General features: G+C 74.8%; 12 protein-coding genes. 6 read left to right on the forward strand and 6 right to left on the reverse strand.

Annotated features, from left to right (window positions below):
* Nucleotides 1-18: 18 nt before the first annotated feature.
* Both IE244_RS30170 and IE244_RS30175 read left to right on the forward strand, forming a co-directional pair.
* A complete protein-coding gene (locus IE244_RS30170; protein ID WP_191876722.1) occupies nucleotides 19-624 on the forward strand; it encodes a TetR/AcrR family transcriptional regulator in 606 nt (201 codons plus the stop codon).
* An 82-nt stretch (nucleotides 625-706) separates the two neighbouring features.
* Entirely contained in the window at nucleotides 707-1,432 is a 726-nt protein-coding gene (locus tag IE244_RS30175; protein WP_191876723.1) for a DUF2470 domain-containing protein, read from the forward strand.
* Here IE244_RS30175 and IE244_RS30180 read toward each other — a convergent pair.
* The 3 genes from IE244_RS30180 to IE244_RS30190 all read right to left on the reverse strand — a co-directional run bounded on the left by IE244_RS30180 (nucleotide 1,400) and on the right by IE244_RS30190 (nucleotide 5,147).
* Nucleotides 1,400-2,632: a lactonase family protein gene (locus tag IE244_RS30180; protein WP_191876724.1), complete on the reverse strand. Its 1,233-nt coding sequence runs from the start codon at nucleotides 2,630-2,632 to the stop codon at nucleotides 1,400-1,402. The genes IE244_RS30175 and IE244_RS30180 overlap by 33 nt on opposite strands.
* 112 nt (nucleotides 2,633-2,744) lie before the next feature.
* A complete protein-coding gene (locus tag IE244_RS30185; protein ID WP_191876725.1) occupies nucleotides 2,745-3,827 on the reverse strand; it encodes a hypothetical protein in 1,083 nt (360 codons plus the stop codon).
* 66 nt (nucleotides 3,828-3,893) lie between these two features.
* Nucleotides 3,894-5,147 carry an aromatic acid exporter family protein gene (locus IE244_RS30190; protein ID WP_191876726.1) on the reverse strand — a complete coding sequence of 418 codons (1,254 nt, stop codon included), beginning with the start codon at nucleotides 5,145-5,147 and terminating at the stop codon, nucleotides 3,894-3,896.
* Between the two features lie 128 nt (nucleotides 5,148-5,275).
* Here IE244_RS30190 and IE244_RS30195 point away from each other — a divergent pair, with 128 nt between their 5' ends.
* Nucleotides 5,276-5,884: a TIGR03086 family metal-binding protein gene (locus IE244_RS30195; RefSeq protein WP_191876727.1), complete on the forward strand. Its 609-nt coding sequence runs from the start codon at nucleotides 5,276-5,278 to the stop codon at nucleotides 5,882-5,884.
* A 196-nt stretch (nucleotides 5,885-6,080) separates the two neighbouring features.
* Nucleotides 6,081-7,454, forward strand: a complete 1,374-nt coding sequence (locus tag IE244_RS30200) for an erythromycin esterase family protein (RefSeq protein WP_191876728.1) — start codon at nucleotides 6,081-6,083, stop codon at nucleotides 7,452-7,454.
* On the opposite strand, the gene IE244_RS30205 is transcribed toward IE244_RS30200, so the two are convergent.
* Nucleotides 7,418-7,996 carry a CGNR zinc finger domain-containing protein gene (locus IE244_RS30205; protein ID WP_191876729.1) on the reverse strand — a complete coding sequence of 193 codons (579 nt, stop codon included), beginning with the start codon at nucleotides 7,994-7,996 and terminating at the stop codon, nucleotides 7,418-7,420. The genes IE244_RS30200 and IE244_RS30205 overlap by 37 nt on opposite strands.
* A 218-nt stretch (nucleotides 7,997-8,214) precedes the next feature.
* On the opposite strand from IE244_RS30205, the gene IE244_RS30210 reads away from it, so the two are divergent.
* Nucleotides 8,215-9,207 carry a quinone oxidoreductase family protein gene (locus tag IE244_RS30210; RefSeq protein ID WP_191876730.1) on the forward strand — a complete coding sequence of 331 codons (993 nt, stop codon included), beginning with the start codon at nucleotides 8,215-8,217 and terminating at the stop codon, nucleotides 9,205-9,207.
* Nucleotides 9,208-9,240: 33 nt separating this feature from the next.
* Here IE244_RS30210 and IE244_RS30215 read toward each other — a convergent pair whose 3' ends face one another.
* Complete coding sequence (locus tag IE244_RS30215; RefSeq protein WP_191876731.1) at nucleotides 9,241-9,735, reverse strand: FBP domain-containing protein; 495 nt, start codon at nucleotides 9,733-9,735, stop codon at nucleotides 9,241-9,243.
* 134 nt (nucleotides 9,736-9,869) lie between these two features.
* Nucleotides 9,870-10,511: a PAS domain-containing protein gene (locus tag IE244_RS30220; protein WP_191876732.1), complete on the reverse strand. Its 642-nt coding sequence runs from the start codon at nucleotides 10,509-10,511 to the stop codon at nucleotides 9,870-9,872.
* A gap of 249 nt (nucleotides 10,512-10,760) precedes the next feature.
* On the opposite strand from IE244_RS30220, the gene IE244_RS30225 reads away from it, so the two are divergent.
* Entirely contained in the window at nucleotides 10,761-13,943 is a 3,183-nt protein-coding gene (locus IE244_RS30225) for a bifunctional cytochrome P450/NADPH--P450 reductase (RefSeq protein WP_191876733.1), read from the forward strand.
* The last annotated feature ends 63 nt before the right edge of the window (nucleotides 13,944-14,006 follow it).

Below are 14,006 nucleotides of genomic sequence, written 5' to 3' on the forward strand. Positions count from 1 at the left end.
GTCAAGTAAAGTGACGCCATGCCCGCGAACCAGGGGGAGCGCGTCCGGCGCCGCCTCAGCACCGAGGAACGCCGTGAGCAGCTGCTGTCGGTCGGCGCGAGACTCTTCTCGGAGAGCCCCTACGACGACGTGTGGATCGAGCAGGTCGCCGAGATCGCCGGGGTCTCCCGGGGGCTGCTGTACCACTACTTCCCGACCAAGCGGGACTTCTTCGCGGCGGTCGTGGAGCGCGAGAGCGAGCGGATGCTGCGCATGACGGCGGGTGTGCCCGGCGTGCCGGTGCGCGAGCAGCTCAGCGCGGGCCTCGACGCCTACCTCGCCTACGTCCAGGCCCACGCGCACGGCTTCCGCGCCTTCCATCGCGCCGACGCGGCCGGCGACCAGGCCGTACGCCGGGTCTACCGGCGGGCCCTGGCCGCCCAGGAGCGGCAGATCCTCGCCGCGCTCGCCGCCGACCCCGAGTTCGGACCCGCCTTGGGGGGCGCTCCGCGGGTGCGCCTGGCCGTGCGCGGCTGGCTCGCCTTCACCACGGCCGTGTGCCTGGAGTGGCTGCGCGACGGCGAGTTGACCCGGGAGCAGGTGCGCGACCTGTGCGCCCGGGCGCTGTTGGGCGTCATCGCCTGATCCCGCACGCCGGTGGGGGTGTGGTTGGCGTGCGCCCCGATCTTCGATAAGTTAGGCAAGGCTTACCTAAGGAGGTCTCGGGATGGGTGACACGCAGGACTGGACGGCCGCACCCGGCGCGGCGGAACGGGCGCGGTCGGTGCTGGCCGCCGCCTGGTCGTGCGCGGTGACCGCGGACGGTGCCCGCGAGGAACACGTCGGCGCGCACACCGTGACCGACGACGGCGCCGTACGCCTGACGGTGCCCGACGGCAGCGCCCTGTTCGCGGCGGCCCTGTGCGCCCCGCGCCAGGAACCCTCCGCCGTGCTGGAGTTCGCCGACGTGGCGCCCGTACCGGTCCGGGGCCGGATCCGGGCCCGGCTCCACCTCGCCGGCTGGTTGGCCCCGGACCGCGGTGCCCTGGTGCTGAGGCCCACGCGGGTGGTGCTGCGGCAGTCCTCCGGGGCCGTGGTCGTCGACCTCGACGAGTACTCCGCCGCTCGGCCCGACCCGCTCGCCGAGGCCGAGGCCCGGCTCCTCACCCACCTCGCCGACGCCCACCCGGACGCCGTCGAGCGGCTGACCCGCCTCGTGCGCCCGGAGAGCCTGCACGCCGCGACCCGCGTGCTGCCCCTCGCCGTCGACCGGCACGGACTGACCCTGCGCATCGAGCGCACCCGCGCCCACGGCGACGTACGGCTGCCCTTTCACACGCCCGCCGACGACGTCGCCCAGCTCACCGAGCGCATGCACGCCCTGCTGGCACAGGCCGGTGCCGCAGCCTGCCCCCGCGCGCTACAGCGGCAGCGCGCAGACGGCGACGGGTGAGGCGAACGGCTCGCCGGCCGACCGGAGCCCGCCGCTGTCCCGGTCCACGTGGAAGACGGTGACCGTACCCGAGCGCTGGTTCGCCGCGAACAGCAGAGCGCCGTCCGGCGAGAGGGCGATCTGCCGCGGGAAGTCCCCGCCCACCGGCACCGTGCCGAGCAACCGCAGCCGGGTGCCGTCGGCCTCGATCGCGTACCGCGCGAGGCTGTTGTGGCCCCGGTTGGCCAGGAACGCGAACCGGCCGTCCGCCGTCACCACGAACTGTGCCGGATAATTGGTGCCACCGTCCGAGCCGGTCGGCTGCGGCTCGCCGATCGTCAGCCGGCCCGACGCGGGGTCGTAGCCGCAGACGGCGACCGTGTCGTCCACCTCGTTGGCCAGATACGCCGACCGGCCGCCCGGGTGGAAGGTCAGATGACGCGGCCCGGCCCCGGGCCGCGTGTGCGCCTGCGCCACCTCCGTCAGGGTGCCCCTCGCCTGGTCGAGGCGGTAGCTGTAGACGGTGTCGGTGCCGAGGTCGACCGCGAGGACATGGCCGCCGTCCGGGCTGGTGAGGAACTGGTGCGCGTGCGGCCCCTGCTGCCCGGGACCGGGTGGCGGAGCGGTGTGCGTGACCAGGTCGGCGCGCTCGCCGAGAGCCCCCGAGGCGTCGATCGGATGCACGGCGACACTGCCCGACCCGTACGCGGCGCTCAGCAGCCAGCGCCCCGAGGGATGCACCGACAGATGGCAGGGGCCCGCGCCGCCCGTGCCGCGGGCACCGAGCACCCGCCGGTCCGCGAGGCGTACCGCCGTCACGGCGCCCTCCTCGCGCTCGTCCACCGCGTACAGCGTGCGGCCGTCCGGGTGGACGGTGAGATACGACGGGTCGGGGACGCCGGTGAGCGTGCCGGAACCGGTGATCCGGCCGCTCGCCGGGTCGTAGGCGGCCAGCCCGATGCCGGTGCCGCCGCCGTCGACGGAGGTGTAGGTGCCCACGTACAGCGGACGCGGCCCGGACGCCTGGCGGGCAGGGGTGCCGGCCCTGGGCTCGTCCGCCACGGCCGGCGGTCCGGCCGGCGGGGCCGCCGGGGACGGCACCGCGACCACGGCCGCCGCGCCCGCCACGGCCCCGACGAACCGGCGCCGGCTCCAGCCGCCCGCGGACTGCCGCCCCGGCCGGGGAGTTCCCCGTCGCGCCGCCCGTGCCTCCCTGTCCATGCCGCACCTCAGGTCGTCGGTTGCCCCGCTCGTGACAGCAACCTTGGCCTGACTCCACCGTCAAGGGCAAGACGGGCAACGGCCGTTGCACACCATGCAACGGCTGGTTGGTCTACCACTCCCCGTCGTCGACCGGCTCGCCCTGCGCGTCCTTCAGCGGGGTCACCTGGCCCGCGGCCGGCGGCTGCCAGGGGTCCAGGTCGTCGCCCAGCCAGTCGCCGACCGGCTTGACCGCCTCCAGGGTGTCCGCGGGAGCCAGATCCTCGGCGTCGGCGTCGTAGTAGTCGTACCAGGGCAGGCCCGCGCGCGTGTACGCCGCCCGGTCCACCGGCGACGGCGGGGGTGCCTCGCCGGTGATGCGGCGCCATTCCGGCGGCGTGACCAGGTGCACGAACACCCGCCCGGCGGCCGCCTCGGACCAGTCCGTCAGCGGCCGGTCGTCCCGGTACACCTCCTGGCGCATCGAGCCGCCGACGCCCAGGCCCATGGCCGCGGCGCGCCGGGGAGCCGCACCGGCGGGCGGCGGGGCCGCGCCCGGAGCAGCCGGCATGGCCGGGGCACCGCCCGGGGCGGGCGCCATCATCGGCATCGCCGCGCCGAACCCGCCCGCCGGCCCGGCCGGCAGGGCCCTGCGGCGCGCCTCCTCCCGCTCCCGCTCAAGGCGCCGCCACTCGGCGAGCACCGGCTCCTTCAGCGGGAACGACTGGAGCTGCACCCCGCCCCACACCTCCTCGCCGGTGACCTGCCCCTCCACCGTCGCGCCGAGACCCAGCGGCACGGCGACGAACTGGCGGACCGTCCCCTTGCCGGAGTTGATGCCGTCCAGCCAGGGCTGGCGGGGCAGCACCACGTAGTTCTGCGGATCGCGGGCGAGACGGTCGCTCCAGGGCCGGCCGGACACCGCGCACACCTTGCCGACGCCGACCTGGAGCGCCGCCGGCTCCCTGGTGCCGGAGAAGCTCAGCCACATCGCCTCGCGCAGATACACCGGGAGCATCACCCCGCCGCGCGCCCGCCATTCGGCCGGCACGGTGTCGGCGTGGTCCTCGACCCGGCGGACGGGGAACTCGCCCAGGCCCGGCGGCAGCGGATGCGTGCCCTTCTCCGGCAGCCGCAGCGTGCGGACGAACCGCACCGCCACCCCGCCCGGCAGTCGCAGCCTGTTCCCGTCGATCCGCACCCCGGAACCGGCCATCCCGTCCCCCTCGCCTCGCGCCGGCCCGCCCGGCAGCATCCGCACCGGCTCTGGCCGGCGCCTTCCTCACAGAGAACGCTCGCCGAACCCCGCACGGTTCCGCCACAGCTCCTCCTGCACCCCGAGCCGCTCACGCAGCCGGGTCATCCGGGGCAGCTTCGCCCTGTGTTCACGGGAGACCCGGTCCAGCTCCTCCAGCAGACGGCGGGTGCGGTGCTCGGTGTTCAGCTCGTCGATGATCCGGGTCGTCTCCGTCAGCACCGCCCCGAACAGCTGCCAGTTCGCCCAGTCCCTGGCGACCTCCTCCCGCAGCAGCTCGGCCAGCCGGTCGCGGGTGCCGGCCGCCGTGTGCAGCTCGGCCGACAGACGGGACTCCGCCGACTCGGCGTTCTCGCTGAGATGGGTGGTGACGAGGACCGCGAAGCTGACCACCGCGTCCGCGATCTCCGACAGAAGCTGCTCCACGGTCACCCCGACCCGGGGCGGGAACAGGTCCTCGGCCCCGCGGGACTTCGCCAGGTCCGTGAAGGAACGGGCCAGCACCCGCAGGACCACCGTGCAGATCTCCAGGGTGTCCAGGCCGGTGCGCATCACCACCCGGTGCAGCAGCCCCTCCTTGACGCGCGGATTGAGCCGCAGGCTGTCCTCGGCCTGCCGCAGCGAGGCGTCCACATGAGCGATGTGCTGGTCCAGCCGGCGGGCCTCGTGCAGCCGTTCGGCCGCCCGCTCCCAGGGGATCCGGCCCGCGGCCTCCTCGCCCATCCGCAGCATCAGCTGCCGTACCCGGCGCGCCAGGTCCTCCATCGAGCGGCCCGCCTCGTCCACCCACACCGGGGGTGGCAGCAGCAGGTTGCAGGCCGTCCCGACGACGGCGCCGATCAGCGTCTCCACGATCCGGGCCCACGCGGTGAACCCGACGGTGGTCACGCCGAGCACCAGCATGGCGCTGATCGCCACCTCGGCCACGTACTCGTCGACCCGCACCAGGTGCCCGACGGCCAGCGAGGCCACGATCAGCAGGGCGAGGCTCCACCAGGTGAGCCCCACCAGCACACTGAAGGCGATCGCCACCAGTACCCCGGCCACCACCGAGTTCACCCGGCGGATGCCGTTGGTGAGGGTGGCGTAGAAGGTCACCTGGACGACCAGCAGCGCGGTCAGGGGCGCGGTCAGCGGGGCCGGCTCGGGGCTGAGCCGCAGCGCGACGACGTAGGCGATCGTCGCCGCCGTCGCCGACCGCAGTGTCTGGACGACCACCGGCTGCCGGCGGCGCTTCAGCAGGCGCAGCGGTCCCGCGGTCCACTTCCGTACGTCGTGCATCCCTTGGCCTGTTCCCGTTCCTCCGCCGGGTCGAACGTGCCCGGTTGAGGACCGTGGCTGTCCGCAAGTGCTCCTACGGTGGTCTCAGCGGTGGGGAGGTCGCCGCGAGGCCACGGAAGGGTTCGGACATGGGGCAGAGCAAGGGTGTCGGGCAGGCCGAGGGCGTCGAGGTGCTGGAGCAGGCGCACGCCTACCTGCGCGAAGTGGTCGCCGCGGTGCCGGAGGAGGCCTGGGGCAGGCCGACGCCGTGCTCCGGGTGGACCGTGCGGCAGGTCCTCAACCACGCGCGGATCGACCAGCACGCCTACGCGCTCACGCTGGTCGCCGACCGGCCCGGCGAGGACCCGTTCCAGCCGGACGACGCCCTCCACGGCGATCCGGTGGCCGAGCTGGACAAGGTCCTGGACGCGGTGGCCGACGGCTACGCGCAGCTGCCCGCCGACTCCGAGCGCGTGCCGACCCCGCTGGGCCCGCTGTCCCTGCCGCTGGCCGCCGGCGCGGGCGCGCTGGACGCCGCCGTGCACGCCTGGGACATCGCCGTCGCCACCGGTCAGGACCGGCCGCTCGCACCGGAACTGGCCGCGGGGCTGCGGCCGGCCGCCGGTCATCTGGTGCCGCGTCTGCGCACGTACGGCGTGTTCGCACCCGCCCTGGCGTCCGACGGGGCCCGGGACGAGGCGGCGGCCCTGCTCGCCTTCCTCGGCCGGGACCCGGAGTGGGCGCCCGCGGCGCACTGAACGGCGCGGGCCACGGGGCGGCTCTCCGTGCCGACGTGGCGGGGCGCCTCCCGGGCCCTGACCGGGCGGGCCCCGGGCCTTCGCGGGCGGACCGTGGCCACCGGCCGTCCCCCGCGTCGGCAGGGGGCTGTCCGCAGCGGTGAAGCGGTGGACAACCGTATGGTTCCGCCCCGTGCCGGGCCACCAGCCTTGAGGCATGACACGACATCGGATCACCGCCGTCCTCGCCCTGCTCACCGGCCTCTGCGCCACCGGTGCCACGGCCTTACCGGCGGCCGCCGCGCAACCCGTCCCCGCGGCGGCCCGCACGAGCGTCCCGGCGCGCACCGACGGCCCGGTCGTCGCCGCCCTCGACCGAGCCGCCCACCCGTTGCGGACCGTCGAACCCGGCGGCCCCGACGGCGACCTGCGCCCCCTGGACCGGATGATCGGCGGCGCCGGGGTGGTCGGGCTCGGCGAGGCCACGCACAGTTCGCACGAGTTCTTCGCCCTCAAGGACCGGGTGTTCCGCCATCTGGTCGAGAAGAAGGGCTTCCGCACCTTCGCCCTGGAGGCTCCCTGGAGCACCGGGCGGCGCCTGGACGACTACGTGGTGCACGGCGAGGGCGACCCCCGCCGGATCATGCGCGAGGAGTTCCAGCGGGACTACCTGTGGTGGGACAACACCGACTACCTGCGGCTCCTGGAGTGGATGCGGGCCTACAACGTCCGCCACCCCGGCGATCCCGTCCGCTTCCTGGGCGACGACATCGGCTGGGCCGGACCCGAGGTCTACGACACGGTCACCGGCTATGTGGCCCGCACCCATCCCGAGGCCTCCGCCCGGCTCGCCGGGCTGTACCGCGGGCTGCGGCCGGCCCTGGCCACCGGACCGTACATCGAGCACTACCTGCACACGCCGTATCCCGAACGCGCGGAGATGGCCGGCCGGGCGGGCCGCGCGCTGACGTTGCTGAAGCGGCTGGGGCCGGGCGGCGACCGGGCGGCGTTCGACGACGCCGTGCGGAACGCCACGGCGGTGGACCAGGTCGCCCGCCAGTACGCCTACGACTTCGACGACCCCGCGCAGCTGGCCGCGAGCATGCGCTACCGCGACGCGACGATGGCCGCGAACGTGACCGAGTGGCGGCGGCGGACCGGCGGCAAGGTGCTGCTGTCCGCGCACGACGCCCATGTCGGGTACGTGTCGCAGCAGCCCGCCCAGTACCCGAAGATGCAGGGTGCCTTCCTGCGGGACCGCCTCGGGGCCGGGTACGTGAGCGTGGGCCTGACCTTCGACCGGGGCTCGTTCAACGCCACCGGCACGGACGGCGCCATCCACCGCTTCACGCTCGGGCCGGCGGGGCCGGGCACCAACGAGGCCACCCTGGACCGCGTGCGTCTTCGCGACTACCTGGTGGACCTGCGCACGCTCCGCTCACCCGCCCGTGACTGGCTGGACCGGGCCCGGCCGACCCGCAGCATCGGCACCGCCTATCCCGACGGCCCCTGGGACATCGCGCCGGCCCGCAGCCACGACGTGCTGATCCACCTTCACCGCGTCGAGGCCGCCCGGTTGCGCGACCGGTAGCCGGCGACCTTCGCGAGGTTGCCGCACCGCTCCATCGAGCACCAGCGGCGCCGCCGGGCCTGGGAGTCGTCGAGGAACAGCAGCGAGCAGTCCGGGTTCCCGCACTCCTTGACGCGCTCCAGCAGCGGGCCGCCCACCAGCAGGACGGCGTCCCGGGCCACGGTCGCCAGCGCGGCACGCGCCGGATGGCGGGCCGTCCAGCGTCGCGGGCCCAGCTGGGGGGCGAGGTCGGGACCGGCCGCGACCTCGTTGACCAGCGCGACGTCCGCCGGGTCCGCGTCCCGCCCGGTCATCGCCGCCCGCAGCACGCGGTACACCGCCTCGCGCAGGGTGCGTGCCTCGGCGAGGTCCCGTACGGCGACCGCGACCGGACCGTCCCCGGCTGCCAGCCCGGCCTCGGTGATCCAGCGGGCCAGGGCGGCGGGGTCGGGGATCCGCTCCACGGGCGTGGCGTGCCGCTTGCCGAGCGTGGCGACGAAGTCGAGGCAGGGACGGCCGCCGAGGAAGGGGAAGGCGGGGGCGGGGTCCGGCGGTGTGGTCATGGGGCGAGCCTACCTCGCGACACCCTTTCATGGGGTGTCTTGACACCGGTTGGACCGGTGTCGCATGGTGACACCACTTCAACCGGTGTCCAAAGGGGCGCCGGCCTTCGTACGGCGGTGCCGGCGCCGCCGCCGGAGTGGGCTGTGCCGGTACCGGCGGCCTCGCTCCGGCCGATGGCCGCTGTGGCCGCCGGCGTCTGGGAACAGGACGGTGTGTCATGCGTGCGGTGCGGATCGAGGAGTTCGGCGGACCCGAGGTGCTGGTGCCGGTGGAGGTGCCGGACCCGGTGCCCGGACCCGGCCAGGTGCTGCTGCGGATCGCGGCGGCGGGCGTGAACCGCGCGGACGCGCTGCTGCGCGCCGGTTCGTACCACCGGGCGGGGCGCCCCCCGCTCATCCCCGGTGCGGAGGCGGCCGGCACCGTGGCCGCGCTGGGGGAGGGTGTGACCGGATTCCGGGTGGGGCAGCGGGTGATGGCCCTGGACGGCGTCAACGCGCCCGGCTTCTACGCCGAGTCGGCCGCCGTGTCCGCCGCACAGGTGACCGCGCTCCCCGAAGGCCTGGACCTGACGACGGCGGCGGCCCTGCCGGTCGCCTGGCTCTCCGCCTGGTACTGCCTGCGCCGCCTGGCCCGGGTCACCGAAGGTGAGACGGTCGTGGTCAAGGCCGCGGCGAGCGGGGTCGGCACGGCGGCCGTCCAGATCGCGGCGCGGGCCGGCGCCCGGGTCATCGCGCTGGCCGGATCGGCGGAGAAGGCCGCCTGGGCCGGGGAGTTCGGGGCCGACGTCGTCGTCGACACCTCCCGGTACGCCGACGAGGGCGAGGTCGAGGAGGTGCTGCGGCTCACCGGCGGGCACGGTGCGGGCGTCGTCCTCGACACCGTGGGCGGCCCGGCCCTGCGCCGGAGCCTGCGCGAGACCGCGCACGGCGGCCGGGTCGTCTCACTCGCCAACGTGGCCCTGCAGCCGACCACCCTCGACACCCGGGACTTCTACCCGAAGAACATCGCGATCCTCGGCTTCCAGCTCACCAACCTGCAGATCCACGGCTACGACCCGCGCCCCGACCTGCGCGAACTCGCCGAGCGGGTGGCCGCGGGCGAGTACCGGGTGCCGGTCGAGACCGTCCTGCCGCTGGAGCGGGCGCGGGTCGCGCACGAGCGGCTGGAGAGCCGGGACAACCGGGGCAAGATCGTGCTGAGCGCGGAGTGAACAGCGGCGCCCCGGGTGTGGCCTGCCGGGTGGTCAGACGTACAGCTTGTCGATGAAAGCGGACAGGTTGCCCGTCGCGCGGGCGATCTGCTCCTCGGTCGTCAGGCTCTCCTCGAACCGGGCGCCGGACTCCGGCACCTTCCTGCCCCGCACATACAGGGAACACGCGAGGTCGGTGCACATGTACAGGCCGACCGAGTTGCCCTCGCGGCCCGCCGCACCCGCTTTCCGCGCCGCCATGAGCGAGACTCCGCCACCGGGGTGCGTGGTGAGACACACCGAGCACATGCTGCGGTGCAGGAACCCGCGCCGTGAGGTCGTCAGGCGCAGGGCGACGCCGACGAGCCGGTCGTCCCGTTCGGTCACCAGATAACTGCGGTCGGGCGCCCCCGGTTCCCGCCAGCCGAGGAAGTCCAGGTCGTCCCAGGGGTGTTGGCCGAGGTCCCGGGGCACCGCCAGTCGCTGGGCCTCACCCTTGGAGCAGTTGACGAAGGAGTTGCGGATGTCCTGCTCGGTGAGCGGTCTCATGGAGGGAGTCCTTTCGGATGCGCGGCCGTAACCTAATATCCCTAGGTTCATGGCTAGCGTAAGTAGGCGAGGGGAGGAGGGCCAGTGGATTTCCGGTGCCGCTCCGCGCCGGCCCGCTCCGGGGCCGGCGTGCCTCACTCCGCGTCCGCCGGTCTCGGCTCCGGCGGCCACACCCCGGGCGACAGGGCACCCAAGGCGTAGGCCCGCGCCACCAGTTCGGTGCGGTTGGAGGCGTTCCAGCGGGCCGACAGACGGCGCAGGTGGTAGGTGACGCCGTCCTTGCTGAGCCCCAGTTCGCGGGCGGCGCCCGTCGTGGTGGCGCCGCCCGCCAGCAAGGCCAGCACCCGGCCCTCCACCGGAGTGACCCGCGCCGGCTCGGGCTCGGCCGGCGCGCTCTCGCCCCGCACCCGCAGCATCACCAGGAGCGCCGGCGTCTCGTCCACGGTGTCGCTGACCGGGTCGGCCGTCAGCTCCCCGAACCGCTCGGCCCCACCGGGCGCCCGCCAGCGCACCGACACCTGGTAGCGCGAGCGGTGCCGCAGCCGCAGTGCCTCCGCGATCCGCTCCACCTGCGTGGCCTCCTGCGGGCGGAACAGCTCCAGCACGTCCCGGCCGCGCAGCCGTCCCGGCGCCGTCCCGCACTCCGCCGCCATCGCCGGGTTGGCCAGCACCACCCGGCCGTGGACATCGCACACCGCGACCGGCACCGACACCCGGTCGAAGAGCATCAGGGCCCGGTTGCGCCACACGACTCCGTCGGCCTGCCCCGCATCCACGCCTACCTCCCGAAGTGCCGAGCCAGCCCCCTCATCCAAGACGAAGAGGCAGGTCAGCGGCAAACCCCACGGACCGCGAGCGCGCGTGGCCCAACGCCCGGCGCGGGCCCGCGCAAGCCCCGTGACCGATTTTTGACTGCGCGATCGTGTAGTGCGGTGGCACGAGTACGTCCCGCCGGTCGAGCACCCTGGGACGCAGTACTCGGTTACCGCGAGTACTCCGTCACCGCGAAAGGCAGTTGTCGCGCCATGCCCCCCACCGCAGTGCACCCGGACCCGGCCGCCACCCTGCCCGGCGTTCCCGTCGTCGACATCACCGCCACCGGTCCCGGCCGCACCCCCCTGCAGCAGATCATGGGCCTGATGCGCACCCACGGCCCGGTGCTCGTGCGCCGGCTGCACGGCCGGGACGCGCTGTTCGTCGCCGACGCCGGCCTGGTGGCGGACCTCGCCGACGAGGACCGGTTCGCCAAGCACATCGGCCCCGCGCTGGAGAACGTCCGCTCCTTCGCCGCCGACGGCCTGTTCACCGCGTACAACGACGAGCCCAACTGGGCCAAGGCGCACGACATCCTGATGCCCGCCTTCGCGCTCGGCTCCATGCGCACCTACCACCCCGTCATGCTCAAGGTGGCCCGCCGGCTCATCGAGTCCTGGGACCGGGCGGCGCGCGCCGGGCGGCGCGTCGACGTGCCCGACGACATGACCCGCATGACGCTCGACACCATCGGGCTGGCCGGGTTCGGCTACGACTTCGGCTCCTTCGAGCGCGACGAGCCGCACCCCTTCGTGGAGTCGATGGTCCGCTGCCTGGAGTGGAGCATGACCCAGCTGGCCCGCACCCCCGGTGAGGACCACTCCGCGGCCGACGCGGCGTTCCGCGCGGACGCCGGCTATCTCGCCCGGGTCGTGGACGACGTCATCGCCTCCCGCACCGGCACCGACCAGAGCGGTGCCGAGGACCTGCTCGGACTGATGCTCAGCGCGCCGCACCCCGCCGACGGCACCACCCTGGACGCCGCCAACATCCGCAACCAGGTCATCACCTTCCTGATCGCCGGCCACGAGACGACCTCCGGCGCGATGTCCTTCGCCCTGTACTACCTCGCCAGGCACCCCGCCGTACTCCGGCTGGTGCAGCGCGAGGCCGACGCGCTCTGGGGCGACACCGCCGACCCCGAGCCGTCGTACGACGACATCGGCCGGCTCACCTACACCCGCCAGGTCCTCAACGAGGCGCTCCGGCTGTGGCCCACGGCCGCCGCCTTCAGCCGCCACGCCCGCGAGGACACCCTCCTCGGCGGCCGGATCCCGCTCGCCGCCGGCCAGGCCGTCACCGTGCTCACCCCGATGCTGCACCGACAGCCCGTGTGGGGCGACAACCCGGAGCTGTTCGACCCCGAGCGGTTCACCGCCGAGGCCGAGGCCGCCCGCCCGGTGCACGCCTTCAAGCCCTTCGGCACCGGCGAACGCGCCTGCATCGGACGGCAGTTCGCGCTCCACGAGGCGACCATGCTGCTCGCCATGCTGGTGCACCGCTACCGGCTGCACGACCACGCCGACTACCGGCTCTCCGTGAAGGAGACCCTCACCCTGAAGCCCGAGGGCTTCACCCTCGCGCTCACCCCGCGCACCCCCGCCGACCGGGTCCACGCCCCGCTCCCCGGCGCCCTCCCCGCGCAGTCCGGCCGGACGTCCGCCCCGGACCCGCTCCCCGCCCGTGTCCGCCCCGGCACCGGCGTCCTCTTCCTGCACGGCAGCAACTACGGCACCTGCCGCGCCTTCGCCGCCCAGCTCGCCGACGAGGCCGCCGCCGTCGGCTGCGCCACCGAGGTCGCCGCGCTGGACGCCTACGCGGACGGGCTGCCCACCGGCCGGCCCGTGGTCATCACCGCCGCCTCCTACAACGGCCGCCCCACCGACGACGCCGGCGCCTTCACCGCATGGCTCGACGGCACCCCCGACCTGACCGGCGTGACCTACGCCGTCCTCGGCGTCGGCGACCGCAACTGGGCCGCCACTTACCAGCAGGTCCCCACCCGCGTCGACGCCCGCCTCGCCGAACTCGGCGCCACCCGCCTGACCGACCGGGCCGCCGCCGACGCCTCCGGCGATCTGTCCGGCACCGTCCGGGAGTTCACGGCCCGGATGCGCGCGGCACTCCTGACGGAGTACGGCGACCCCGACACCACGCAGGGCGCCCCGGCCGACGAGCCCGCCCACGCCTACGAGGTCCGCACGCTCGCCGGCGGCCCGCTGGACGCCCTCGCCCAGCGGCACGAGCTGGTCCCGATGACCGTGACCGAGGCGTACGACCTCACCGCGCCGGACCACCCGCGCACCAAGAGGTTCCTGCGCGTCGCACTGCCCGAGGGCACCACCTACCGCACCGCCGACCACCTGACCGTCCTGCCGGCCAACGCCCCCGGCCTGGTGGACCGCGCCGTCGCCGCGTTCGGCCTCGACCCCGACGCCGTCCTGGACATCCGGGCCACCCGGCCGCGCCGCGACGGCCTCGCCGTGGACCGCCCGCTGACCGTACGGGAACTCCTCACCCACCACGTCGAGGTGCAGGAACGGCCCACCGCGCGGCAGCTGGCCCTGCTCGCCGAGGCCAACCCCTGCCCGCCCGAGCGGGCCGCCCTCGCCGCCCTGACCGGCGACGATCCACGCACCCTGGTGGAGCTCGCCGAGGACCACCCCGCCCTGCGCGGCGCCCTGGGCTGGCCGCAGCTGCTGGACCTGCTGACCCCGCTGCGGCCCCGCACCTACTCGGTGTCCTCCTCGCCGGCCGTCGACGCGGGCCACGTGGACCTCATGGTCTCCGTGCTCGACGCCCCCGCCCGCTCCGGCAGGGGCCGCTACCGGGGCACCGGCTCCGGCCACCTCGCCGCCCTGCGGCCCGGCGACACGGTGTACGCCCGCGTCCAGCCGTGTCGCGAGGCCTTCCGCGTCGACGGCTCGGCACCGGTGGTGATGGTCGCCGCCGGAACCGGACTGGCCCCGTTCCGCGGCGCCGTCGCCGACCGCGCCGCGGCCCGCACCGCCGGCGCCGAACTCCCGCCCGCGCTCCTGTACTTCGGCTGCGACGCCCCCGACGCCGACTTCCTGCACGCGGCGGAACTACGGGACGCGGAGGCGGCCGGAGCGGTCTCGCTGCGTGCGGCCTTCAGCGCCGCCCCGGTGAACGGCGCCGCGTTCGTGCAGCACCGCATCGCCGCCGAGTCCGACGAGGTCTGGCAGCTGCTGGGCTCGGGTGCGCGGGTGTACGTCTGCGGTGACGGTGCCCGGATGGCGCCGGGCGTCCGGGAGGCGTTCCGCACGCTGTACCGGGAGCGCACGCCCGGCGGCGACGAGGCGGCGGCCGAGCGGTGGCTCGACGCGCTGGTGGCGGACGGGCGTTATGTGGAGGACGTCTACGCGGCAGGCTGAGCCAGGGGCGGTCGTGCTTAGCTCACATCGTGAACTAAGTCCTGGGGGAATGTCCCCTTCCCC

Source organism: Streptomyces filipinensis (assembly GCF_014649495.1).
GTDB classification, from domain to species: domain Bacteria; phylum Actinomycetota; class Actinomycetes; order Streptomycetales; family Streptomycetaceae; genus Streptomyces; species Streptomyces filipinensis.